General features: G+C 63.3%; 21 protein-coding genes and 1 riboswitch. Of the genes, 11 read left to right on the plus strand and 10 right to left on the minus strand.

Annotation, left to right across the window (positions count from 1 at the left end; translation table 11 throughout):
• From X743_RS166840 to X743_RS166805, 8 genes are all read left to right on the plus strand, one after another.
• Nucleotides 1-270, plus strand: a complete 270-nt coding sequence (locus tag X743_RS166840; protein ID WP_013895179.1) for a hypothetical protein — start codon at nt 1-3, stop codon at nt 268-270.
• A gap of 47 nt (nt 271-317) precedes the next feature.
• Nucleotides 318-1,532 carry a response regulator/pilus assembly protein gene (locus X743_RS166835; protein WP_023763599.1) on the plus strand — a complete coding sequence of 405 codons (1,215 nt, stop codon included), beginning with the start codon at nt 318-320 and terminating at the stop codon, nt 1,530-1,532.
• Complete coding sequence (locus tag X743_RS166830; RefSeq protein ID WP_023763600.1) at nt 1,529-2,950, plus strand: CpaF family protein; 1,422 nt, start codon at nt 1,529-1,531, stop codon at nt 2,948-2,950. The genes X743_RS166835 and X743_RS166830 overlap by 4 nt, the downstream gene beginning before the upstream one ends.
• 5 nt (nt 2,951-2,955) lie before the next feature.
• Entirely contained in the window at nt 2,956-3,921 is a 966-nt protein-coding gene (locus tag X743_RS166825; RefSeq protein ID WP_023763601.1) for a type II secretion system F family protein, read from the plus strand.
• A gap of 1 nt (nt 3,922) precedes the next feature.
• The gene (locus X743_RS166820; protein ID WP_023763602.1) at nt 3,923-4,888 is read left to right on the plus strand and encodes a type II secretion system F family protein; all 966 of its coding nucleotides are present in this window, start codon (nt 3,923-3,925) and stop codon (nt 4,886-4,888) included.
• A 143-nt stretch (nt 4,889-5,031) separates the two neighbouring features.
• Nucleotides 5,032-5,859: a hypothetical protein gene (locus tag X743_RS166815; RefSeq protein ID WP_023763603.1), complete on the plus strand. Its 828-nt coding sequence runs from the start codon at nt 5,032-5,034 to the stop codon at nt 5,857-5,859.
• Between the two features lie 162 nt (nt 5,860-6,021).
• Nucleotides 6,022-6,495: a hypothetical protein gene (locus X743_RS166810; protein WP_023763604.1), complete on the plus strand. Its 474-nt coding sequence runs from the start codon at nt 6,022-6,024 to the stop codon at nt 6,493-6,495.
• Between the two features lie 185 nt (nt 6,496-6,680).
• Nucleotides 6,681-7,856, plus strand: a complete 1,176-nt coding sequence (locus X743_RS166805) for a GGDEF domain-containing protein (RefSeq protein ID WP_023763605.1) — start codon at nt 6,681-6,683, stop codon at nt 7,854-7,856.
• On the opposite strand, the gene gcvP is transcribed toward X743_RS166805, so the two are convergent.
• Genes gcvP through gcvT form a run of 3 tightly spaced genes read right to left on the minus strand, consistent with a single transcriptional unit; the run spans nt 7,857 to nt 12,159 of the window.
• The gene (gcvP, locus tag X743_RS166800; protein ID WP_023763606.1) at nt 7,857-10,667 is read right to left on the minus strand and encodes an aminomethyl-transferring glycine dehydrogenase; all 2,811 of its coding nucleotides are present in this window, start codon (nt 10,665-10,667) and stop codon (nt 7,857-7,859) included. It abuts the gene before it with no gap.
• 17 nt (nt 10,668-10,684) lie between these two features.
• Nucleotides 10,685-11,053: a glycine cleavage system protein GcvH gene (gene gcvH, locus X743_RS166795; RefSeq protein WP_023763607.1), complete on the minus strand. Its 369-nt coding sequence runs from the start codon at nt 11,051-11,053 to the stop codon at nt 10,685-10,687.
• Nucleotides 11,054-11,058: 5 nt separating this feature from the next.
• Nucleotides 11,059-12,159, minus strand: a complete 1,101-nt coding sequence (gene gcvT / locus X743_RS166790) for a glycine cleavage system aminomethyltransferase GcvT (RefSeq protein WP_023763608.1) — start codon at nt 12,157-12,159, stop codon at nt 11,059-11,061.
• Nucleotides 12,160-12,308: 149 nt separating this feature from the next.
• A riboswitch (glycine riboswitch) is annotated at nt 12,309-12,395 on the minus strand.
• A gap of 239 nt (nt 12,396-12,634) precedes the next feature.
• Here gcvT and X743_RS166785 point away from each other — a divergent pair.
• Nucleotides 12,635-13,636: a hypothetical protein gene (locus X743_RS166785; RefSeq protein ID WP_023763609.1), complete on the plus strand. Its 1,002-nt coding sequence runs from the start codon at nt 12,635-12,637 to the stop codon at nt 13,634-13,636.
• On the opposite strand, the gene X743_RS166780 is transcribed toward X743_RS166785, so the two are convergent.
• The 7 genes from X743_RS166780 to X743_RS166750 all read right to left on the minus strand — a co-directional run bounded on the left by X743_RS166780 (nt 13,633) and on the right by X743_RS166750 (nt 18,846).
• The gene (locus tag X743_RS166780; RefSeq protein ID WP_023763610.1) at nt 13,633-14,070 is read right to left on the minus strand and encodes a GNAT family N-acetyltransferase; all 438 of its coding nucleotides are present in this window, start codon (nt 14,068-14,070) and stop codon (nt 13,633-13,635) included. The genes X743_RS166785 and X743_RS166780 overlap by 4 nt on opposite strands.
• Nucleotides 14,070-14,861, minus strand: a complete 792-nt coding sequence (locus tag X743_RS166775; RefSeq protein ID WP_023763611.1) for a molybdopterin-binding protein — start codon at nt 14,859-14,861, stop codon at nt 14,070-14,072. The genes X743_RS166780 and X743_RS166775 overlap by 1 nt, the downstream gene beginning before the upstream one ends.
• 1 nt (nt 14,862) lies before the next feature.
• A complete protein-coding gene (locus tag X743_RS166770; RefSeq protein WP_023763612.1) occupies nt 14,863-15,744 on the minus strand; it encodes a cytochrome b/b6 domain-containing protein in 882 nt (293 codons plus the stop codon).
• A 97-nt stretch (nt 15,745-15,841) separates the two neighbouring features.
• The gene (locus X743_RS166765; RefSeq protein WP_023763613.1) at nt 15,842-16,519 is read right to left on the minus strand and encodes a DUF1345 domain-containing protein; all 678 of its coding nucleotides are present in this window, start codon (nt 16,517-16,519) and stop codon (nt 15,842-15,844) included.
• Nucleotides 16,520-16,549: 30 nt separating this feature from the next.
• Complete coding sequence (locus tag X743_RS166760) at nt 16,550-17,017, minus strand: YaiI/YqxD family protein (protein ID WP_023763614.1); 468 nt, start codon at nt 17,015-17,017, stop codon at nt 16,550-16,552.
• Between the two features lie 63 nt (nt 17,018-17,080).
• The gene (gfa, locus tag X743_RS166755; RefSeq protein ID WP_023763615.1) at nt 17,081-17,650 is read right to left on the minus strand and encodes an S-(hydroxymethyl)glutathione synthase; all 570 of its coding nucleotides are present in this window, start codon (nt 17,648-17,650) and stop codon (nt 17,081-17,083) included.
• A 68-nt stretch (nt 17,651-17,718) separates the two neighbouring features.
• Nucleotides 17,719-18,846, minus strand: coding sequence for an S-(hydroxymethyl)glutathione dehydrogenase/class III alcohol dehydrogenase (locus X743_RS166750; protein ID WP_023763616.1), 1,128 nt, complete (start codon nt 18,844-18,846; stop codon nt 17,719-17,721).
• Between the two features lie 238 nt (nt 18,847-19,084).
• Here X743_RS166750 and X743_RS166745 point away from each other — a divergent pair, with 238 nt between their 5' ends.
• Nucleotides 19,085-21,097, plus strand: a complete 2,013-nt coding sequence (locus X743_RS166745; RefSeq protein WP_023763617.1) for an acetyl/propionyl/methylcrotonyl-CoA carboxylase subunit alpha — start codon at nt 19,085-19,087, stop codon at nt 21,095-21,097.
• A gap of 264 nt (nt 21,098-21,361) precedes the next feature.
• A complete protein-coding gene (dnaE, locus tag X743_RS166740) occupies nt 21,362-24,889 on the plus strand; it encodes a DNA polymerase III subunit alpha (RefSeq protein ID WP_023763618.1) in 3,528 nt (1,175 codons plus the stop codon).
• Nucleotides 24,890-24,912 lie beyond the last annotated feature (23 nt).

Consider the following 24,912-nt stretch of genomic DNA (forward strand, 5'->3'; position numbering starts at 1 on the left):
ATGCGTCTGATCCTGAGATCGAGCGTCGCCTTGCTGCTTGCCGGTTTCGCCGGCGGCTGCACCAGCGACGACTATGTGCGCAGCGAAGGCGTGACGTCAGGCGCCGGTGACGCCCAGGCCGCCAACACCGTCATGCAGATGGTCGACCCGTGGAAGTACGGTGTCCAGAACACCAGGCTTCTGGTGCCTGCGAAGCGTGGCGATGCCGGACCCGTCACACCCGATCAGGCGGCAGGCGCGAAGGCAGCGCAAACAAGCACAAGCGACTGAATCGAAAAAGGCAATCGATCAAGGCGATCGACCTACAGGCGGCAAGAATGGCAAACGGCATCAAGACCAAGAAGATCCTGCTCGTATCCACGGACAGGGCCTTCGTGCAGGACACGCGGACCGCGTTCGCCGCTTCCGAGATCATCCAGCTCTCGACGGTGGACAAGAGTGTCACCGAACTGCGCGGCGAGGTCCAGGAGACCGACTTCGGCGTCATCATCGTCGACATGGACGCGGCAAGGCTGGAGGAAGTCGAGTCGCTGCAGCGCATCATGCGCCGGCTGGAAGGCAAGGCGCCGGTGGTCGTGGTCACCCAGGAGTTCAACGCCGCTGCCGTGCGCATCCTGGTGCAGCTCAAGGTCGCCGACTTCCTGGTCAAGCCGATCACCACGGCCGACCTGGTGCGTTCGGTCGTGCGGGCCCTGCAAGGGCCGGGGCGCGAGGAAAACACCGAGTCGCAGATTTACACTTTCATGCCGGCCGCGGGCGGCGTCGGCACCACGACGTTGGCGCTGCAGACCGCTTTCCAGCTGCATCACTCGGTGACGCGCGGTGCCTCGACCTGCGTGGTCGACCTCAATTTCCAGCAAGGTGCCTGCGCCGAATATCTCGATCTCGAGCCGCGGTTCGACATCACCGAGATCGAGAACCAGCCCGAACGCCTCGACCGGCAGCTGCTCGACGTGATGCTGTCCAAGCATGCGAGCGGGCTTTGCGTGCTGGCGGCGCCGACGCATCCCTCGGAAATGCGCTCATTCAAGACCGATGTCGTGGTGCGCATGCTCGATCTCGTGTCGGCCTACTTCGACAATGTCGTCATCGACATGCCGCGGACCTGGTTCCCCTGGACGGAAACGGTGCTGCTTGGCTCCAACAAGCTCTACATCGTCGCCGAGATGACGGTGCCGTGCCTGCGCCACACGCAAAGGCTGATCCAGGCGGTCTACGAGACGGTGGGCAAGGAAGTGAAGCCGAACGTCATCGTGAACCGTTTCGAGCAGAAGATGTTCGACAACGGCATCAAGCAGGCGGACGTCCAGGAAATCCTGGGCGAGCATTTCGTCGGCGGGATCGCCAACAACTACCGGCTGGTGCGCGAGGCGGTCGACCGCGGTGTACCGCTGCACGAGATCGATCCCAACGCCAACGTCGTCAACGACCTGAAGCGGATCATCCTTCCGGAAGAGGCTGTCGCGATTGGAGCCAAGTCGAAATCGCTGTTTGGCCTAGGCAGGGGCCTGTTGAAGAGGAAGGCCGGATGACCAGCCGTTTTTCCACCCTGCAGAACCGCGATGCGCGCCCACAGCGCCCGGCGGAATCAGCCCCGGTCGCGCACCATGCGGTCGTCATCCCAACCAGTCGAAAAGCTTTGCCGGCAAAGCCGGAGACGGCACCTGCAAAGAATGCCAACAAGGTCCTGGATGCCCGCGTGCGCATCCACAGGATGCTGTTGGAGGAGATCAACCTTGTCGCGCTGGAGCGTTTGCCCCGCGACGAGATGCGCCGGCAGGTGCATGATTTCGTTTCGGAAAAAACCAGGCAGGAGCGGATGGCGATCAACACCGCCGAACTCGACGCACTGGTCGACGACATCGTCGACGAGATGGTCGGCCTCGGTCCGCTGGAGCCGCTGCTTAAGGATCCCGACATCAACGATATCCTGATCAACGGCCATCAGAACTGCTTTGTCGAAAAGAAGGGCAAGCTGCAGCAGGTTCACATCCCGTTCAAGGATGAGGCGCATCTCCTGCGGATCATCAACAAGATCGTCGCGGCCGTTGGCCGGCGCGTCGATGAATCGCAGCCGATGGTCGATGCGCGCATGCTGGACGGCTCGCGCTTCAACGCGGCCATCCGCCCGGTTGGTGTCGACGGGCCGCTGGTGTCGATCCGCAAATTCTCCAAGAACAAGCTCGGCCTGCACAAGCTGGTTGAATTCGGGGCCATCACCCAGAACATGGCCGAGGTGCTGGCTGCGGCGGTTCACGCCCGCAAGACGACGATCATTTCGGGCGGCACCGGCACCGGCAAGACGACGATGCTCAATGCGCTGTCGGCCTTCATTCCGGAAGACGAGCGGCTGATCACCATCGAGGACGCGGCCGAACTCCAGCTGCAGCAGCCGCATGTCGCTCGCATGGAGACGCGCCCCGCCAACATCGAGGGCCATGGCGAGTTGAAGCAACGCGATCTGGTCAAGAACGCGCTGCGCATGCGTCCCGATCGCGTCATTCTCGGCGAGTGCCGCGGCGAGGAAGCCTTCGACATGCTGCAGGCGATGAACACCGGCCATGAGGGGTCGATGGCGACCATCCATGCCAACACGCCGCGCGATGCCATTTCGCGTCTCGAACAGATGCTGGGCATGACCGGGATGCCGATGACGGTGCAGTCGATCCGCAGCCAGATCGCCAGCGCCATCGACCTCATCGTCCAGCTGACCCGGCTTTCCGACGGCAAGCGCAAGGTGACGAGCGTTGCCGAGGTGACGGGCATGGAAGGCGACGTCATCCAGATGCAGGAGATCTTCCGCTTCGTGCGCACCGGCATGGACGCCGACGGCAGCATTCTCGGCTATTTCGAGGCGACCGGCATTCGGCCGCGCTTCCTCGAGGATCTGCGCGCCATGGGCATCGAGTTTCCCGGACGATATTTCGAACCCGGCCGGCCGCAGGAGTAGACGGGGTGTTCGATGGACTGAGCGCGATCTATGTCGTCTATGCCGGGGCCGCGCTGACTGGCATCATGATCGCCGAGGCCTGTTATCTCCTCTATGCCGGCCGCAGCGACAAGCGCACCGCCATCAACCGGCGCATGAAGCTGCAGGAAAACAAGATCAGCCAGGAACAGGTGCTGATCCAGCTGCGCAAGGAGCGTGGCCTCGATGCGGGCACCTCGCTGTTCTCGCCGGACCGTTTCCGGGCGCTACGCACCCAGTCAGGCATGATCATGCCGCTGTCGAAATTCCTGATGATTACTTCCGGTATGGCCATGGCCATGGCACTGTTCGCCATCTGGCATGGGTTGCCGCTCTTGATGGGGCTTGTCCTGTTCCTCGTTCTGGTGCCGCTGGTGCCGGTGATGATGATGCGCTTCATGCGCAAGCGCCGGCTCAAGCGTTTCGGCATGCAACTGCCGGAGGCCCTCGAACTGATCACGCGCGGCCTCAAGGCCGGTCATCCGGTGCCGGTGGCCATTGCCATGGTGTCGCGCGAAATGCCCGACCCGATCGGCACCGAATTCGGCGTCATCGCCGATGAGGTGACCTATGGTTCCGATCTGGTCTCGGCATTGAATTCGCTGTTCGACAGGGTCGGCCACGAAGACCTGCCGCTGTTCATGACCGCGGTCTCGATCCAGTCCAGTTCGGGCGGCAATCTGCGCGAGATTCTCGATGGCCTGGCGTTGACGATCCGCGAGCGGGGCAAGCTGCGCCGCAAGGTGCGTGCCATCTCGACCGAGGGCCGCCTGTCGGCCTACATCCTGACGGCGATACCGGCGCTGCTGTTCGCCGGCATCATGGCCATGATGCCGGGCTTCTACCGCGATGTCTGGGACGAGCCGAAAACCTGGTACTTGATCGGCGGGTCGGTCACCTGGCTGATGCTGGGCAATCTGATGATGTTCAAGATGTCGAATTTCAGGTTCTGACATGCAGGGCTTCATCGAATTCCTCGCCTCGCTTGCACCGACCTCATTGATGCCGGTGGCCATCCTGCTCCTGGCGTTGGGCACGGTGGCGGTCGGCTGGCCGATGGTTGCGGCGAAGGGCGACCGCAACGATGTGAAGCGCCGGCTCAAGGTCGACAATGGTCCCGTGGCCGCAAGACCCGAGCCGGTGCAGAAGAAGAACGCCAACGTCGTGCGCGAGAAGGCGGTGAAGCGGGCGCAGGAATTCTATGCCAAGAGCGATCCGGAAAATGTCGCCCGGCTGCGCATGAAGCTGATTCAGGCGGGCTATATGGAGCCGCGCGCCGTCGGCATGTTCTTCATCATCCGCTTCTCGGCGCTGATCGGCGGCGCGATTGGCGCTTTCGTCCTCAACCAGTGGCTGGCCAGTGCCGATGCGACGATGACCAGCCGCTGGGCGTTCATCATCCTGTCGGGTGTGGCCGGCTACTTCCTGCCCGGTCTGGTGTTGAGCCAAAAGACGCGGGAGAAGATGCGCGAATACCGCAATGGTTTTCCCGACTTCATGGATCTGATGATCGTCTGTTCGGATGCCGGCATGAGCATGGAGGCCGGCATCGAGCGCGTCTCGAAGGAACTCGCCAGGACCTATCCGGCGCTCAGCCAGAACCTGCAGCTGGTGTCGCTGGAACTGAGGGCGGGGCGCAGCCTCGACGATGCGCTGAAGGCACTCGCCGACCGCCTCAGCCTGGACGAGGTCCGTTCCTTCGCCACGCTGCTGCAGCAGTCGAAGGAACTCGGCACCAGTCTGTCGGGAGCGCTGCGCGTCTTCTCCGACGAGATGCGCCACAAGCGCATGTCGCTGGCCGAGGAAAAGGCGCATGCCTTGCCGGCCAAGATGTCGATCCCGGTCACCGTGTGCATCCTGCCGGTGGTGCTGATGATCGCGATCATTCCGATCATCGTCAAAATGACGGGCACGCATTAGGACCTGTCCTATTCCGAAGGAGCAGGATTTCGAACAGTACTGCATCGGGATCTGCAAGGTCAGCAAATGAGAGTCGACAAATGCAGAGCCGGGGCTGACAACCCATCATCCTGCCCGAACGCGGCCCTGCGATGCGAGGACTCATGCGAATTCTTCTGTGTACTCTCTCTGTCTCTCTCGCTGCCGCCAGCTTTTCGACCGCCCAGGCCGCGGCCGACGATTGCGGCGATGCCGCCGCCCTGGTGCAGAAGGCCTATCCCAAGGCTCGAAAGAGCGCCGACGGCGCCTCGTTCACGCTCGACCCCCATACCAGCATTGTTCCGCTCCCGCAGGATGATACACCGGGCGTGGTCTGCAAGGTCTGGCCCGCTCATGACGATCTGCTGCTGGCCTCCGTGCCGCTGATGGATAGCGCCAAATCCAGCGACGACGAGCATTATGGCGATATCGAGCTTCTGGTCGTCGACAGGAAGACCCTGCAGGTGCGCCAGCGCCTGCTTCAGCCCAGGCTGATGAACGATGATGCTATTGCGATCCGCAAGATCGAATTCGATACTGGCCGCTATGTCCTGGCGCCCGGCGTCACCGCCTTTGGGCTGCGTATCGACATGGCAAATCACTCGCAGCCCAATCCGTTCAGCGAGACCGATCTGCGGCTCTACGCCATTGCCGGTGGCGCCCTTCATGCGGTGCTCGACGGCCTTGTGGTGGCCAACTATGGCGGTGAAGGCGACACCAATTGCGCTGGATCCTTTCATTCGAGCCAGGTCAGCCTGACGATGAGCCCGGCGAGCCTCCATGGCTATCACGATATTGTCGTGGTCGAGCGGTCGGATACGGACGACCCATCGGTCGACAAGAATGGCGAGTGCCAGTCCCATCCCGGCAAGCCTGTGAACCGCACCTACCGGCTGCGCTATGACGGCGGCCGCTATCCGGTTCCGGACGAGCTCAAGGCCCTGGCGCCGTGAGAATGCACTTGCGTCTGCCGGATGGAGGTGTTGCCGCCCAGTGGTTAACAGCTGGTATCCCCGAAACCAAATCTTGTATGCATTTCGGCACCGAAGCTTAACCGCCGTGCTGTAGTGTCCTTGCTGAAGAACGACCCGGCAAATCGGGCGACGGGGCAGGGCATGCGTCAGACGAAATTTGCGGCGGTCGCCACGATGGCGGCCGTCCTGATGATAACCGGGTGCACGACGAACAACAACGTCGACACGACCAAGACCACCGCCATCCAGCCGGCGGCAAAGGCCGTCGACACCTCCGACCTGGCGGAAGGCAAGGCGCAGTTTCGCGACGCCAATTATGGTCTGGCCGAACAGCATTTCCGCAAGGCCGTCGAACTAAAGGCCGACAATGCGGAGGCCTGGATGGGGCTCGCCGCTTCCTATGACGAGCTCGGCCGCTTCGATTTCGCCGACCGCGCCTATGGCCAGTTGCTGAAGGTCGCCGGCCGCAAGCCGCAGATCGTCAACAATATGGGCTATTCGCAACTGTTGCGCGGCAACAAGAAGAAAGCCAGGGCGCTGCTGCTCGAAGCCAAGGCCGGCATGGCCGACCCCACGGTCGTCGACGCCAATCTCGCTTTGCTGAACAAGGGCTGATGTTTCCTGCTCCGCGCTCGGCGTGGTGCGGTTTCGGGACACATGGCTTCGGGACACATGGCATCGACGCTTTGTAAACCCTATCCGCAGGTTGGATCGAGAGATCGGCTGAAAACCATGTCCGAGGGCTGCCGCTGACCTAGAATGCGGCACAACCGCCGACGCTCGAGAGGCCTCCACCCGATATGCTGGACTTCAGTTCGCTCCTGCTCGCAGCCGCGCTGTCGGGCACCTGTCTCAGCGTTACCATGTTCGCGATCTGGTTCACCGCGCCGCGGGCCAGCTTCGTCCTGTCGGTGGCGTGCGGCATTCTCGTGCTCGTCGCGCATGTGATCCTGTTCTGGCAATACACCAGGGATCCCGACCCGGTGCTCTGCCAGACCGCGCTCGCGCTGCTCAGCCTGGGGTTCCTGATCATCTGCCTGTCGGCCATGCAATATCTCGGCGTGTCAGACTACGGACGTGCCGTCGTGCCGACGCTCTGCGCCATGGCAGTCTGCGCGGCGGTGACCTTCCTCGGTCTTGACGGCATCGGCTTCGTCATCACCTACGCGACGGTGACGGTGCTGCTCTCGGCGATCGGGGCCATGTTCTGGATCAACGGCAGCCACGACCGGCGGATCCTGCTGGTGGTCTCGTTCCTGAGCGGCACCTGTGCGGTGTCGTTTGCTCTTTGCGGCATGGTCTTGTTGGGCAAGGGGCAGTGGACGCTGGGGGCGGCGCCCGACAACTGGGCCGAACGTCTCAATTCCGTCGTCGCAGTGGCCTGCATGACCGGCCTCGGCGCCCTAACGCTTTCCCTTCACCATCTGCAGGCGCAGATCGAGCTGAAGGCCGAGACGATGACCGATCCGCTGACCAGGCTGATGAACCGCCGCGGGTTGACGTCACTCCATGGCGAGCGGACTTTCGGTCCGTTCATGGCGATCGTCATGTTCGACCTCGATCACTTCAAGAGGACGAACGATGTCTATGGGCACCCGGTCGGCGACCAGGTACTGTGCCGGTTCGCCGCCGTCATAAACAAGTATGCCAGGACTGGCGTCGATGCCTTTCGCCTGGGTGGCGAGGAGTTCGCAATCGTCATGTCGCGGATGACGGAAGAGCGGGCCTATGACCTCGCCAGCAGGATCGGCGTGGCCTTCGGCACCGAGGTCGTTCCCACGCCGCTCGGTCCGTTGCGCAGCACGGTCAGCGGGGGCATCGGCTTTGGCGGGGCTGACGGCAGGTCGCTCGATGACGTGCTGGCCGAGGCGGACGCCGCGCTTTACGCCGCCAAGCGCGCCGGGCGCAATTGTGTCGTCAGCCGCAAAGGGATGGGCAAGGCCGAGCCGGTCGAGCCAGCCTTGCGCTCCGCGTAATTATTCAGCCGCTCCCAGGTAGTCCGACAACGGCGGACAGGAACAGACCAGGTTGCGGTCGCCGGCGACATTGTCGATGCGCGACACCGGTGGCCAGTACTTTGCCGCGGTGTCGGCGTCGCCCGCGGGATAGGCCGCTTCCAGCCGCGAATAGGGATGGGTCCACTGGCCGGCCAGCGCCTCGGCGGCGGTGTGCGGCGCGTTGACCAGAGGATTGTCGGTCAGCGGCCATTCGCCCTTCGCCACCTTGGCGGCCTCGCCGGCGATGGCGATCATCGCCTCGCAGAAGCGGTCGAGTTCGCGCTTGGGCTCGGACTCCGTCGGCTCGACCATCAGCGTGCCGGCGACCGGGAACGACATGGTCGGCGCATGGAAACCATAGTCGATCAGCCGCTTGGCGATATCGTCGACGCTGATGCCGGCGCTGTCCTTGAGCACGCGCGTGTCGAGGATGCATTCATGCGCGATGCGATCGTGCCGGCCTTTGTAGAGCAGCGGGTAATATGGCGCGAGCCGTGTCGCCACGTAGTTGGCCGAGATGATGGCGGTCTCTGTCGCCTGCTTGAGGCCAGCGGCGCCCATCATGCGGATATACATCCAGGTGATCGGCAGGATGGAAGCGCTGCCGAACGGCGCGGCCGACACGGCATGTGCCGAACCCTCGGTGACGTGGCCCGGCAGATAGGGCTGCAAATGCGCCTTGACGCCGATCGGGCCGATGCCGGGACCGCCGCCGCCATGCGGGATGCAGAAGGTCTTGTGCAGGTTCATGTGGCAGACGTCGGCGCCGATGTCGGCGGGGCGGGCCAGCGCGACCAGCGCGTTGAGGTTGGCGCCGTCGAAATAGACCTGGCCGCCATGTTCATGGATGAGGGCGCAGAGATGGCGCGCGCCTTCTTCATAGACACCATGCGTCGAGGGATAGGTGAACATCAGCGCGGCGAGATTTTTGGAATGCTCGTTGGCCTTGGCCCGCATATCGTCCATGTCGATGTTGCCGTCCTCCAGGCAGCGCACGACGACAACGCTCATGCCGGCCATCGCCGCGCTGGCAGGATTGGTGCCATGCGCGGAGGAAGGGATCAGGCAGACGGTGCGATGGCCTTCGCCGCGCGAGCGGTGATAGGCGCGGATGGCGAGAAGGCCGGCATATTCGCCCTGGCTGCCGGCGTTGGGCTGCAGGCTGACGGCGTCGAAGCCGGTGATCTCGGAGAGCCACCCCTCCAGCTCGCCGATCATGGCGCGATAGCCGACCGAATGGCTGGCCGGCGCGAAGGGATGCAGATTGGCGATTTCAGGCCAGCTCACCGGCATCATTTCGGCCGCCGCGTTGAGCTTCATGGTGCAGGATCCGAGCGGGATCATGCTGCGGTCGAGCGCCAGGTCCTTGTCGGCCAGCCGGCGCAGCAGGCGCATCATGTCGGTCTCAGAGCGGTTCTCCTGGAAAACCGGCTGGGTGAGGAACTCCTTGCCGCGCGGCTTGCCGGGCATCGAGCCGGCTTGGGCAGCGCCTGGCTTGGCGCCGAACAGGGCCGCGATCGCCTCGAGATCCGCCTCGGTCGAGGTTTCGTCGAAGGCGATGCCGATGTGGTCGGCATCGATGACGCGCAGCAGCCGGCCACCCTTTTCAGCGGCAGCCGCGATCGAGCCTGCCTTGCCCGTCACCTCCGCCGTCACCGTATCGAAGCGGCTGGAGCCGAGCACGGAGATGTTCGCTGCCTTGAGCCCCGCTGCGAGGCGGTTGGCGAGCCCATGGATATGTTCCGCGATCGCCCGCAGTCCAGCGGGGCCATGCCAGATCGCATAGGCCGTCGCCATGTTGGCGAGCAGCGCCTGCGCGGTGCAGATGTTGGAGGTCGCCTTGTCGCGGCGGATATGCTGTTCGCGCGTTTGCAGGGCAAGGCGGTAGCCGGGCCGCCCCTTGCTGTCGGTCGATTGGCCGACCAGGCGGCCGGGCATCAAGCGGGTCAGCTTGTCGGAGACGGCGCAATAGGCGGCGTGCGGCCCGCCAAAGCCCATCGGCACGCCAAAGCGCTGCATCGGACCAACGGCAATGTCGGCGCCAAGCTTGGCTGGCGCGTCGGTCAGCGTCAGGCCGAGCGGGTCGGCGATGAAGACGACGATGGTGCCCATGGCGCGGGCCTTTTCGATCGCAGCCTTGTGGTCGCCATAGACGCCGAATGTGTCGGGCCAGGAGACGAGCAAGGCGGCTGTGTTGTCGTCGATCGTCTCGCCGTCGATCTCGATGCCGAGCGGCTCGGCGCGGGTGCGCACGACATCCAGCGTCTGCGGGTGCGGGGTGCCGGCAAGCGCCACCTTGGTGCGCTTGTCGCGGTGGTGGCGCAATGCGATGCCGACCGCTTCGGCCACCGCCGTCGCCTCGTCGAGCAGCGAGGCCGACGCCACCGGCAGGCCGGTCAATTCGGTGACCAGGGTCTGGAAATTGAACAGCATTTCCAGCCGGCCTTGGCTGATCTCGGCCTGGTAGGGCGTATACGCGGTGTACCAGGCCGGATTCTCGAACAAATTGCGCTGGATGACCGGCGGCACGTGCACGCCATGATAACCGGCGCCGATGAAGCTTTTCAGCACCGTGTTCCTGGCCATCGTCGCCGACAATTCGGCCAGCGCTTCGGCCTCGCTGGCCGGTGCGGGCAGGGTCAGCGGCAGGTCGAGGCGGATCGACTGCGGCACGGCCTGGCTGATCAGCGTCTCGACGGAGGGAACGCCGATCACGGCAAGCATGGCTCTGACATCGTTGACATCAGGACCGATATGGCGGGCCGAGAAGGGGGTGAGTGCTGTGGTCATGGCAATACGTCCTGATATCAACCGATATGAGCTTTGTAGGCGGCCTCATCCATGAGGCTCGCGAGTTGACCTTCGTCGGCGAGCTTCATCTTCCACAGCCAGCCCGCGCCAGTCGCCGCCGAATTGACCAGCGACGGGTCGGACGACAGCGTGCCGTTGGCCTCGGTGATCTCGCCATCGACCGGGGCGTAGACGTCGGAGGCCGCCTTGACGGATTCGACCACGACGGCGGTGTCGCCCTTGGCGAGCTTGCGGCCTGCCTCGGGCAGTTCGACGAAAACGAGATCGCCGAGTTGCTCCTGCGCATAGTCGGTGATGCCGACGGTGGCGACGCCGCCTTCGACGCGGAGCCATTCGTGATCGGTGGTGAAATAGGTCGTTGCCATCGGGGTCATCCTTTGCGGTAGCGATGAGGGGTGAAGGGCAGGGAACTGATATCGACAGGGATTTTCGTGCCGCGCACGTCGGCGAAAACCCGTGTCCCGGGCTTTGCCAGCGGCGTCGCGACATAGCCCATGGCGACGGGATGACCGGCCGAGGGGCCGAAGCCTCCCGATGTGACATGTCCGGCTGGATTGCCGTCGGCGTCAAAGAGTGCGGCGCCGGCGCGCACCGGCTGGCGGCCTTCCGGCTTCAGGCCGACGCGCTTTTGCGCGGGGCCTCGCTCCACAGCGGCGCGCAAAGCGTCGGCGCCGATAAAGGCGCCGGTCGCGCGGATCTCCTTGGGGATTGCCCACATCAGTGCGGCGGCGGCCGGGTCGGTCTCCGGCGTGATGTCCTGGCCATGCAGGCACAGTCCCGCTTCCAGCCGCAGGCTGTCGCGGGCCGCAAGACCGATCCACAGCACACGCTCGTCCTCCAGCAGCTTCGCGACAAGGTCGCGCGCATCTGCCGCCGGCAGGCCGATCTCGAAACCGTCCTCGCCGGTATAGCCCGACCGGCTCATGAACCAGTTCTTGCGCGGTTCGACGCCGTGCATGAACAGCAGCGAGCCGGTCTCGATGCCGGCACGCGACAGCACGGCCCAGGCCTCAGGCCCCTGGATAGCCAGGAAGACACGGTCGAGCGGCTCGACCGTCGCATCGAAATCCCTGGCAAGGTCACGCAGGTGCTTTTCGTCGGCGACGGCATTGCCGGCATTGGCGACCACCATGAACCTGGCATCGCCGAGCCTGGTGACGATCAGATCGTCCAGAATGCCGCCGGCCTCGTTGAGGAAGAATGTCAGTTTGGATTGCGAGATTTCGAGCGCGCCGGCGTCGAGCGGGCACGCACGGTCGAGCAGCGCCACCGCTTGCGGCCCGCCGATGTCGAACAGCTTCATGTGCGAGATGTCGAAGAGGCCGGCATGCTCGCGGGTGTGAAGATGCTCCTTCATGACGCCGGCCGGATAGGTCAGCGGCATCGACCAGCCGGCAAAGGCGCCAAAGCGCGCACCGGCCGCTGCGTGGATGTCCTCGAGGGGAAGGTGTCTGCTGTCGTCGCCCGTCATGTCATCTCCAGAGTCGCACGCAATCGGCCGCTAATGGCGACCAGTCCGTGCCCCTCTGTCTGAAGCCTGAGAGACTCGCGCAGCCGGAACTCTGTCAGCGGCGCTTACACCTTCGGCGCGGGGGCAAGCCCCGACTTTCCAGAGTGTCTTTCCCGTCTACGGTTCTTTTGCCTGAGAGATTTCGGGCGATTTCCCCTTCGGCGGCAGCTCTCGCTGCTCTCTCCCGCAAACAGGTAGGACTCGAAACCTGAGCCCTCGACGCGCCATGCATAGCCCGTCGGCGACACCTTGTCACCTCCCAGCGACATCAAAGGTGCGTTGATATTCAGATGATGCCTGACCTGAATCCCAACACACCGAAAGTGCGCCGCGCTGACAAGTCTTCGCTAACCACGCCGTTTGCCGGTTTTTCAAGACACTCCTGATATACGGACGGAATGGGCCGGCTTCTTCTGCCGATGGACGGGGACGACAGATGGGCGAATTGATCATGAGCGCGCCGATGGCGGGGCTGACTTCGAAAAGTCGCATCACCGAGGAGGATGTAGCCATACTGCGCCACGAAGTGTTCGGCGATGGTGTGGTGACGCGGGGCGAGGCCGAGGCACTCTTCGCGCTCGACGCGACGGCGAAGGACAAATGCCGGGAATGGCCCGAATTCTTCGTCGAGGCGGTCACCGACTACATCGTTCACCAGGAAAAGCCTGCTGGTTACATCTCGCAGGACAATGCCGACTGGCTGGTCCGCACGATCTCGCGTGACGGCATGGTCGACAGCCGGACGGAACTCGAATTGCTGGTCCATGTGCTGGAAGCGGCGAAATCGTCGCCGAGCCGGCTTTGCGTCTATGCGCTGGAACAGGTCGCGCATGCCGTCATCGACGGCAAGGGGCCGCTGATGCTGGGCGGCGCGCTGGTTCCCGGATTGATCGCCAAGGCGGAAGTCGAGCTGTTGCGCCGTATCCTCCATGCCCATGGCGGCGACGGCAACATCGCCATCACCCGCGCCGAGGCCGAGGTGCTGTTGCGGATCAATGAGCGGACTGCCCAGGCCAACAACGATCCCTCCTGGAACGATTTGTTCGTCAAGGCGATCGCCAATTTCGTCATGTGCTCGGCCGGCTACGAAGCCCCGACCCGTGACGTGGCGCTGCGCCAGGAAAATTTCCTCGACCACGCCGATCCACAGATCGGCGGCTTCTTCAGCCGCATGGTCTCCGGCGGCCTTGCCGGCATCATCGAGGCCTATCGCTCGCCGGATGACGTCGAGACCGAGTGGGAGGCCAGGAACAGGGCAGCCGAAGCACTCGCCCGCCGTGCCGAGACGATCGATGCCGGCGAAGCCAAATGGCTGGTCGAGCATATCGGCACCAACAGGCCCCTGTACGAGAATGAACGCGCGCTGCTGACCCTGATCAAGCACGCCTCGCCGGAAATCCATCCGGCGTTGAAGGCGCTGCTCGACAAGGTGGCTTAGGCTGAGCCGTTCGCTGCGATCGTTTTGCACAGGATGATGTTGGAATAGCCTTCAGGCCATCCTGCAAACTCAGCCATGCGCTCGAAGCCGGCCTTTTCGTATAGGCCCGGCGCCTGGAAGTCGTGGCTTGATACCCATATCCGTCGGGCGCCGCGACGGGCAGCCTCCGCGACAAAAGCATTGATCAACTGCGTGGCGTAGCCGCGGCCTCGATGGGCCTCATCGATCCACATCAACTCGAGTTCCGACGTGCCTGCCCAGGAATAGCCGGCCGCGACACCTATTGTTCGTCCGGCATCCTCGCGAATGACAAAGGCCAGTCCGCGGTCATCGTCACGGCCTGTGAGGCGCCGGTTCTCGTTGTGCAGATGGTGTTCCAGTGCACTCCATTCGGCGGACGACAGGTCGTGCTCCGCCTCCATCCGAATGGCCATCAAATCCCGCCATACCAGTCATAGCCATTGTCTTCCCAATAGCCGCCGCGCCCGCCGCCGACATTGGCGAAGCCGTCGACCAGTTCGATCTTGTAGAGATATTTCGGCATTTTGTAGCCGAGCTGGCGCTCGACGCGGACGCGCAGCGGTGCGCCGTTCTCGACCGGCAGCGGCTTACCGTTGAGGCCATAGGCGAGGATCGTCTGCGGGTGGCGGGCATCGATGAGGTCGATGGTGCCATAATATTTGATGTCGCCGGAGAGGCTGCGGTCGATCGTGTCGAGGCAATGGAACATGACGTAGCGCGCCTGCGGCTTGACCACGGCCTGGTCCAGCACCAGCGAAAGCGGCGTGCCGGTCCATTTGGCGATGCAGCTCCAGCCCTCGACGCAGTCATGGCGGGTGATCTGGGTGCGGCTCGGCATGTTTTGAAGTTGCTCGCGGCTGAGCGACAGCGGCTTCTCCACGAGACCTGTCACTTCCAGGCGCCAGTCGGCGAAATTGTTGGCGAGCAGACCCTTGTAGGTGTCGTCGTCCGGCGCCGTGACACCGTTCGGCCGCTGCGGCTGGCGGATGTCGGCTTCGGTGAATTCCGGCGCCAGCGCGTCGCGGCCGGCGAGCAGGCGCTGTGCGCGGTATGTCAGGCCATTGGCGTTTTCGAGGAAGCTGCGCAGGCCGCTGCCGATGCTCAGCTGGCTGTCGAAGGCATCGCAACCGGACAGCAGGATGCCGGAGGCGGCAAGACTGCCCGCGGTCAGGAATTTACGGCGGCTGATTTCGAATTTCGGCATGTCACGCGCTCCTCTCGGTGGTTTTGTCGTCATGCGCCGGAGGGTCGGTGCGGTACCAGCCGGTGATGATCGAGCGCAATTCGTTGATCGGGCCGGCGGCCAGGATCATCAGAATATGGATGACGAAGAAGGCGACCAGCAGAACCATGACGGTGAAATGGATGGTGCGCGCGGTCTGCCGGCCGCCGAGCAGGTCGTTGAGGAACGGCAGCACCGAATTCATGCTGGGCGACATCGCCAGGCCGGTGATGATCATCAGCGGCAAGAGCACGAACAGCACGCCGCCATAGGCCATTTTCTGCAAGGTGTTGTATTCGCGGGTGTGGTGGAATTTCAGCTTGGCGTGGTCGACGATGTCCTGCGGAAGGCGCTTCAAATCATCTAGGCGCGGCGCGAGATCGCGGCGGATGTGGCCGTTGACGATGCTGGCGACCAGCCAGACGATCAAGGTCGTGGTCAGTATCCAGGCAAAGAAGAAATGGACGACGCGGGCGGTGCCGAGATCATAGTAGGACGGGATGGTCGCCCAGGATGGAAAGCCGCGTGCCGTCTGGTTGCCTGCTGGACCCGACCAGCCGAGCACGCCGGTCGTGTCGAAGCGATGCCCGAAGATTTCGGTGTAGCCTCGCGGGCCGGCGTTCGTGTTCTCTGCGCCGATTTCAAAGATGGTGTTGTCGTAGCCAAAGCCCGACTGCTTGCCGATATAGAGCTGCGGGCGGGCATTGAAGATCTGCAGGCCGGAAAGCAGCATAAAAAACAGGGAGATGGCCCACAGCCAGTGCGTCAGCCGCGTCCAGCGCGACTGACGATAGATCAGTGTCTTTTCGCTGGACACGGGGGCGTCCGGCCCGGTGGCGGATTGGCTTCTGGCAACCGATTCCATCTTCGTCTCGTCTCCCGGCCTCGCGGCTTGGCGCGCGTGTCATTGTCCTCCTGATACGTCGCGATCCAAACCAATGTTTCATCCGATCACGGATTTATTACGGGCCGCCCAGGCTGACGGCGAGGTTGACGGCGGCTGCGACGATAACGGTGTTGAAGAAGAACGACAGGATCGAATGGACAAGCACGACACGGCGCATATGCGTCGTCGAGATGTTGGTGTCGGCGGTCTGTGCCGTCATGCCGATAACCGTTGAGAAGTAGAGGAAGTCCCAGCCTTCGGGTCGCTTGTCGCCTGGAAACAGCAGACCGCCGACCGGAATCTTCTTCTTGGTGCCGGCATCGACCTCGTCGCCGTCCATCCAGTAGACATGGGCATAGTGGAGCGCTGCCATGGCGTGGATGGTGAACCAGCCCAATGGGATCGACAGCAGCGCGAAAGCGAGCTCGATCGAGTGGCCTCTGTCCTTCTGATTGATCAACAGGAACAATGAGATAATGGCTACAATGACGACGACGAGCGTTACAGCGAAGATGACCAGTACAGGCTGGTCGGTGTCGCGCGCATTCTTGCTCAGATACCTGCCGGTGAACTTTGGCATCTGGGAAACGACGAGAATGACGTAAGTGGCAAAGAATGCGTTGGCGCCGATCGAATAGGCTAGCTGGGCATGGAGCAGCAACGCCACGAGTAGCGCGAAGACACCGAAACACGCCGACGCCGCGAACAGCATGTGACGGTGGATGGGTTTCTCGACCGGGGTTTCGGCGGCCATGGCGGTCTCCACCTGGATGGCGCTTTGTTGCTAGCCCGGTGTGGCGGATTTCAGCGCACGCCGCAAGATACGGTCGAGTTCGCCGAGGAAACGCGAACGGTCCTGCGGCGCGAAACTGGCATTGTAGCCCTTGCTTTCACCGGTCTCGCGCAAATGCTGCTTCAAATCGCGCATGGCGACCGCCATGCCGATGGTTTCGGGCGTGAACGGGCGGCCGGTGGGCCCCAGCACATGCGCGCCGAGCGCTACGGCGCGGGCGGCGAGCGGAATGTCGGCCGTCACCACGATGTCGTTGGTGCGCGCATTTTCGACGATCCAGTCGTCGGCGGCGTCGGCGCCCTTGGAGACCACGACGTTGCGGATCATCGGATCCCGAGAGGGCCGCAAACCGCCATTGGAGACGTAGGTGACCACGACCCCAAGGCGTTCGGCGACCTTCTCCACCTCGGCCTTGACCGGGCAGGCGTCTGCGTCGACGTAGATAGCGGGCGCTGGCATTGTCTCTCCGAAATGAACAGGGGCCGGAAGCGTGTCCGGCCCCTGCCTGAAATCTTATAGCGTTCAGGCCGGCAGAGCGCCGGACTTCTTGGCCGTCCAGGTTGCCATATAGTCCATCAGTCCGGGATTGAGGCAGTCATAGGGTTCGAGCCCGATCGACTTCAACTGGCCGCGAATGCCGTCCATGCGGCTCGGGTCGACGCCGGATTCGATTATCGAAGACACAAACGCGGTGAAGCCCGGCGGCGACCAGCCATCCTCCTGGAAACGCTCGGGATGGATGAAGGACAGGCCCTTGAACGGATGGTCGCGCTCGACCGGTCCATGCATGTGGACACCGCAGCCGGTGCAGGCATGGCGCTGGATGAGCGCCGAGGGATCGATCACTTTCAGCTTGTCGCCGTTCTCGGTGACGGTGACATCGCCGGTGCCGGCAACGGCAACCACCGAGAACACCGCGCCCTCCGGCTTCCAGCATTTGGTGCAGCCGCAGGCATGGTTGTGGGCGATCTGGCCCTTGACCTTCACCTTGACCGGATTGCTGGTGCAGGCGCAGACCAGCGTGCCGCCGGCAAAGGCAGCGCTTTCCTTGGGCAAGCCATTGTCGATCTTCGGATGCAGTTTTTCAGGCATTTTATTCCTCCCTTGTTGAACCCGTGCAACTTCAGTCGCTGGCCCTTCGGTCGGCGGCTTTCTTCTCCTCAGTAAACGACGACGCTGCGGATCGACTTGCCCTCATGCATGAGGTCAAAACCCTTGTTGATGTCTTCCAGCTTCAGCGTGTGGGTGATCATCGGGTCGATCTGGATCTTGCCGTCCATGTACCAGTCGACGATTTTTGGCACGTCGGTGCGGCCGCGCGCGCCGCCGAAGGCGGTGCCCATCCAGGTGCGGCCGGTGACCAGTTGGAACGGCCGGGTCGAGATCTCCTGGCCGGCGCCGGCGACGCCGATGACCACCGACTTGCCCCAGCCGCGGTGCGAGGCTTCCAGTGCCTGACGCATCACCTTGGTGTTGCCGGTGCAGTCGAAGGTGTAGTCGGCGCCACCGATCTGGTCGGCGCCGCGCTTGGTCATGTTGACGAGGTGAGGGACGATGTCGCCGTCGATCTCCTTCGGATTGACGAAATGCGTCATGCCGAAGCGCTCGCCCCACTCCTTCTTGTCGTTGTTCAGGTCGACGCCGATGATCATGTCGGCGCCGGCCAGTTTCAGGCCCTGGATGACATTCAAACCGATGCCGCCGAGGCCGAAGACGACGGCGGTGGCGCCTTGCTCGACCTTGGCGGTGTTGATCACAGCACCGATGCCTGTCGTCACCCCGCAGCCGATGTAGCAGATCTTGTCGAAGGGAGCGTCGGGGTTGACCTTGGCCAGCGCGATCTCGGGCAGCACGGTGAAGTTGGAGAAAGTCGAGCAGCCCATATAGTGAAAGATCTTGTCCTTGCCGATCGAGAAGCGCGATGAGCCGTCCGGCATCAATCCTTGCCCCTGCGTGGCGCGGATGGCCGTGCACAGGTTCGTCTTCCTCGACAGGCAGGACGGGCACTGGCGGCATTCGGGCGTATAGAGCGGGATGACGTGGTCACCCTTCTTGACCGAGGTGACGCCTTTGCCGACATCGACGACGACGCCGGCGCCTTCATGGCCGAGGATGGCCGGAAACAGGCCTTCGGGATCGGCGCCCGACAGGGTGAACTCGTCGGTGTGGCAAATGCCGGTCGCCTTGATCTCGACCAGCACCTCGCCCTCGCGCGGACCGTCGAGGTCAACCTCCATGATCTCCAGCGGCTTTCCGGCGGCAACAGCGACTGCGGCGCGCGTTTTCATGGGGCAGTTCCTCCAATGCGAATTTTGCGCACAAGCTTTCAGGTTTTGGCCTGCTCATCAACCGTCAGATGAGACGAAATGTCGGCTTTCATGACGCAGACAGCACATCTCTGAGCGCGCCCGACGCAACGCTGGAGGGCTTCGAGAGCGCGACCTGCGTGTCGCCCACCCCGGCACTTGAGAGATGGCCACATAATCCATAGAACTGAACCTTCGTCCGGAGGGGAATGTCGCGCGCATGTTCACGAAGATCCTGATCGCCAACCGCGGCGAGATTGCCTGCCGCGTCATCAAGACGGCGCGCAAGATGGGCATTGCCACGGTCGCCGTCTATTCCGATGCCGATCGCGACGCCGTGCATGTCGAGATGGCAAACGAGGCGGTGCATATCGGGCCGTCACCCGCCGCGCAAAGCTATCTCGTGCCTGAAAAGATCATCGCCGCCTGCAAGGAAACGGGCGCTCAGGCCGTGCATCCCGGCTACGGCTTCCTCTCGGAACGGGCTGCCTTCTGCGAAGCGTTGGAAGCGGAAGGCATCGTCTTCATCGGCCCGAAACCCAAAGCCATCAAGGCGATGGGCGACAAGATCGAATCAAAGAAGTTCGCCAACGCCGCCAAGGTTTCAACGGTCCCCGGCTGGCTCGGCGTCATCGAAAATGCCGACCATGCCGAAAAGATCGCCGGCGAGATCGGCTATCCCGTGATGATCAAGGCCTCGGCCGGCGGCGGTGGCAAGGGCATGCGCATCGCCTGGGACCGGTCGGAAGTGCGCGATGGTTTCGACCGGGCACGTTCGGAGGCCAAGAGTTCATTCGGCGACGACCGCGTGTTCATCGAAAAATTCGTCGTCGATCCGCGCCACATCGAGATCCAGGTACTGGCGGACGCGCATGGCAACGCGCTCTATCTCGGCGAGCGCGAATGTTCGATCCAGCGCCGCAACCAGAAGGTCGCCGAGGAGGCGCCGTCGCCGTTTCTCGACGCCAAAACCAGGAAGGCGATGGGCGAGCAGTCGGTGGCATTGGCCAAGGCGGTCGACTACCAGAGCGCCGGCACCGTCGAGTTCATCGTCGACAAGGAAAAGAACTTCTATTTCCTTGAAATGAATACGCGATTGCAGGTCGAGCATCCGGTGACGGAACTTGTCACCGGCATCGACCTGGTCGAGCAGATGATCCGCGTCGCCGCTGGCGAGAAGCTCGCCTTGAGGCAAGGCGACATCAAGCTGAATGGCTGGGCGATCGAAAGCCGGCTCTACGCCGAGGATCCCTACCGCAACTTTCTGCCCTCGATCGGCCGACTGACACGCTATCGGCCGCCGGAGGAGGGGCAGTTCGGCGACATCGTCATCCGCAACGACACCGGCGTCACCGAAGGCTCGGAGATTTCGATGTTCTACGATCCGATGCTTGCCAAGCTGTGCACCTGGGCGCCGACGAGGCTCGCGGCGATCGACGCCATGTCGGAAGCGCTCGACAGCTTCGTGGTCGACGGCATCGAGCACAACATTCCGTTCCTGGCCGCCCTGATGCAGCATCCGCGCTGGCGGGAAGGGGCGATATCGACTGGCTTCATCGCCGAGGAATATCCCGACGGGTTTGGACCCGTGGTGCCGAACAGCGAAGAAAAGGCGGTGCTGGCCTCGATCGTCACCGCGGTGGAGTTGTTGCGCCGCGACCGGCTCGACCGGCTGGGCGGGCGGCTGGCACCGCATTCGGGCGCGCTCAAGCGCGACTGGGTGGTCAAGATCGGCGAGGAGTATCTCCAAGCATCCATCCTCGAAGGCATGATTTCGATCCCGATGGAAATCGACCTGTCGATCGACGGCGGCAAGGCGCTGACCGTTTCATCCGATTGGCGGCCGGGCGACCTGATCTGGCGCGGCACGGTTGGCAAACAGAAAGTCGCAGCCCAGATCCGAGCCGTCGCCAACGGCCATCGCGTTGCCTGGAAGGGTATGTCGGTGACGGCGCGCGCCATGCTGCCACGCACGGCCGAACTCGAAAGACTGATGCCGGAGAAAGTGGCGCCGGACACTTCGAAACTGCTGCTCTGCCCGATGCCCGGCCTTGTCGTGTCGATCGCCGTTGCCGAAGGCCAGGAGGTCAAGACCGGCGAGACTTTGGCGGTGGTCGAGGCGATGAAGATGGAAAACGTGCTGCGCGCCGAGCGCGATCTCGTCGTGTCGAAACTCAACGCCAAGCCGGGCGACAGCCTGGCGGTGGACGCGGTGATCATGGAATTTGCCTGAGAGATTGTTTGGAAATTCTACTCTCGCGGTCATCTGAAGGCGTTTTCTGCGCTTCCGGTGCTCATGGACCCAAATGTCCATTCCGCTCCGGTTCTCGAAACCACCATCATATGACTCGCCAGAGCGAAATTCGAAACAATCTCTGCGTGGGTCGGGCAGGGTAAAGGAAGCCTGTGGCCGGCGGTCGTTTGTGCTGGACTGGTATCGCGCTGTCCCGGACAATACATCTCCATCGACTCAAAACCTTAGGCAGCGCGAGAAACCATGGCGGATGAGAGACTTCCACGCGACCCCCTGAAGCGCGAAGCCGCGATTGCGGCGGCGCGGCCGGAGGTGCCGGCGCGGCCGTTCGTCCATCTGCGCGTGCATTCGGCCTATTCCCTGCTGGAAGGCGCGCTTCAGATCGGCAAGATCGTCGGTCACGCCGTGAAGGACGAAGCGCCGGCTATCGCCGTCACCGACACCAACAATCTGTTCGGCGCGCTCGAATTTGCGCAGAAGGCGGTGAAGGACGGTATCCAGCCGATCATCGGCTGCCAGATCGCGCTCGCCTTCTCCGGCGAGAACAGCGACGGCCAGCGCGACCGCCGGCGGCAGGGTCCGGAGATGCGGCCGGTCGTCCTGCTCGCCGCGACCGAAGCCGGCTATTCCAATCTGGTCCGGCTTGTCAGCGGCGTCTACCTGGAAACACCGCCCGGCGAGGCGGTACACCTGACCACCGAGACCCTGGCCGGGCAGACCGACGGGCTGATCTGCCTCAGCGGCGGGCCGCGCGGCCCGATCGGCAATGCCTTGAAAGAGGATCGCCGCGACCTGGCCGAGACGCGGCTATTGACCTTGAAAACGCTGTTCGGCGACCGTCTTTATGTCGAGCTGGACCGGGTTGCCGGCTATGACAGGGTCATCGAGCACTCGACGATCGAGCTCGCCTACGCGAACGAACTTCCGCTTGTCGCCACCAACGAGGCCTTTTTCTCCTCGCGCGACGATTATGAGGCGCACGATGCGCTGATTGCGATCGCCGAGGGCTCGGTGGTCGCCGTCGACACCCGCCGCCGGCTGTCGCCGGACAATTTCCTGCGCAGCCAGTCCGACATGGCAAAGCTGTTCGCCGACCTTCCGGAAGCGATAGACAATACGGTCGAGATCGCGCTGCGCTGCTCCTATTATCCAAAAACCCGCAGCCCGATCCTGCCGCGCTTCACCGGCGGCGACACCACCGACAAGGACGCCGCCGAAAAGGCCGAGGCTGAGGAATTGGCCCGCCAGGCGCGCGAGGGGCTGGACGCCCGGCTTGCCCTGCACGGACCGACGCCTGGCTACACGGTCGAGCAATATCGCGAGCGGCTCGAATTCGAGCTCGGCATCATCGAGAAGATGAAATTCCCCGGCTATTTCCTGATCGTTGCCGATTTCATCAAATGGGCCAAGGCGCAAGGCATTCCGGTCGGGCCGGGCCGTGGGTCGGGCGCCGGCTCGCTGGTCGCCTATTCGACGACCATCACCGACATCGACCCGTTGCGCTTTTCGCTGCTGTTCGAGCGCTTCCTCAATCCGGACCGCGTGTCGATGCCCGACTTCGACATCGACTTCTGCCAGGATCGCCGCGAGGAGGTGATCCGCTACGTGCAGCAGAAATACGGCCGCGACCAGGTCGGCCAGATCATCACCTTCGGTACGCTGCAGGCACGCGCGGTGCTGCGCGACGTCGGCCGCGTGCTGCAGATGCCTTACGGCCAGGTCGACAAGCTGTCCAAGATGGTGCCGCAGAACCCGGCCAATCCGGTGAAACTCGCCGATGCCATAGCCAACGAACCTCGCTTCGCAGAAGAGGCCGAGAAGGAGCCGATCGTCCAGACGCTGCTCGACATGGCGCAGAAGCTTGAGGGTCTCTATCGCCACGCCTCGACCCACGCCGCCGGCATCGTCATCGGCGACAGGCCTTTGTCGGAGCTGGTGCCGATGTACCGCGATCCGCGCTCGGACATGCCGGTCACCCAGTTCAATATGAAATATGTCGAGCAGGCCGGGCTGGTGAAGTTCGACTTCCTCGGCCTGAAGACGCTGACGGTGCTGGAGACGGCGGTGAAGCTGATCCGCCGCCGCGGCATCGACATCGACCTGGCGACAATCCCGCTCGACGATCCCGACACCTACTCCATGCTGTCGCGCGGCGAGGTGGTCGGCGTGTTCCAGGTGGAAAGTGCCGGCATGCGCAAGGCGTTGATCGGCATGCGGCCCGACTGCATCGAGGACATCATCGCCCTGGTCGCGCTCTACCGTCCGGGCCCGATGGAGAACATCCCGACCTACAACGCCAGAAAGCATGGCGAGGAGGAGATGGCGTCGATCCACCCCAAGATCGATCATCTGGTGAAGGAGACGCAAGGCGTCATCGTCTACCAGGAACAGGTCATGCAGATCGCGCAGGAGCTGTCGGGCTATTCGCTCGGCGAAGCCGATCTTCTGCGCCGCGCCATGGGCAAGAAGATCCGCGCCGAGATGGACAAGCAGCGCGAGCGCTTCGTCACCGGCGCGGTCGAGCGCGGCGTGGCAAAACCGCAAGCCGACTTCATTTTCGACCTGCTGGCCAAGTTCGCCGACTATGGTTTCAACAAGTCGCACGCCGCGGCTTACGCCGTCGTGTCGTACCAGACCGCCTATCTGAAGGCGCATTATCCGGTCGAGTTCCTGGCGGCATCGATGACGCTCGACATGGGCAACACCGACAAGCTCGCCGACTTCCGCCAGGATGCACTGCGCCTGGGCATCGAGGTTCTGGCGCCGTCGGTGATGACCAGCTTCCGCGCTTTCGAGGTCGGCGAGAACCGCATCTATTATTCGATGGCCGCGCTCAAGGGCGTCGGCGATGCGGCGGTCGAACACATCGTTGCCGTGCGCGGCGAAAAGCCGTTCAAGAACCTTGCCGACTTCTGCGAGCGGGTCGATCCCAAGATCGTCGGCAAGCGGGTCTTCGAAAGCCTGATCATGGCCGGCGCGCTCGATTGTTTCGGTCACGACCGTGCAGCGATGCTGGCCGGCGTCGAACGGATGATGGGGCTGGCCTCGCTTGCCCAGCAGAACGCCGTTTCAGGCCAGGCCGATATTTTCGGCGCCTCGCTCGGCGCGCAGTCGCAGGCGCTCAACCTGCCGGCGACGGACCCTTGGCTCGCCGCCGACCGGCTGCACCGCGAATTCCAGGTAGTCGGCTTCTATCTTTCGGCCCATCCGCTCGACGAATACAAGGCTGCCTTGCAGAAGATGCGGGTGCAGAACTGGGCCGAGTTTTCGGCCGCCGTCAAGCGTGGCGCCACCGCCGGCCGGCTTGCCGGCACGGTGACCAGCAAGCAGGAGCGCAAGACCCGCACCGGCAACAAGATGGGCGTGGTGGCCTTTTCCGACACCTCCGGCCAGTACGAGGCCGTGCTGTTTTCGGAAGGGCTCGCGCAATATCGCGACCTCCTGGAAGCCGGCCGCTCGGTCGTCATCACGGTCGCGGCGGAGGACAGGCCCGAGGGTGTCAATTTGCGCATCAATTCCGTGCAATCCCTGGAGGACGAGGCTAGCCGTATCCAAAAGGCACTGCGCATTTTCGTCAGGAACGATGGGCCGGCCTCGATGATCCAGTCCCAGCTCACCCAGCGCGGCGAAAGCCAGGTGAGCATCATCGTCATCAAGGACGAGGCGCAGGGCGAGGTCGAGATTGCCTTGCAGGGCGGCTACCGCGTCTCGCCGCAGATCGCCTCGGCGATGCGCGCCGTGCCCGGCGTGGTCGAAGTGGAGCTGGTGTGATCGCCGCCTTCGCAAGGTGGTCG

Source organism: Mesorhizobium sp. LNHC232B00 (genome assembly GCF_000502435.1).
GTDB lineage: Bacteria > Pseudomonadota > Alphaproteobacteria > Rhizobiales > Rhizobiaceae > Mesorhizobium > Mesorhizobium opportunistum.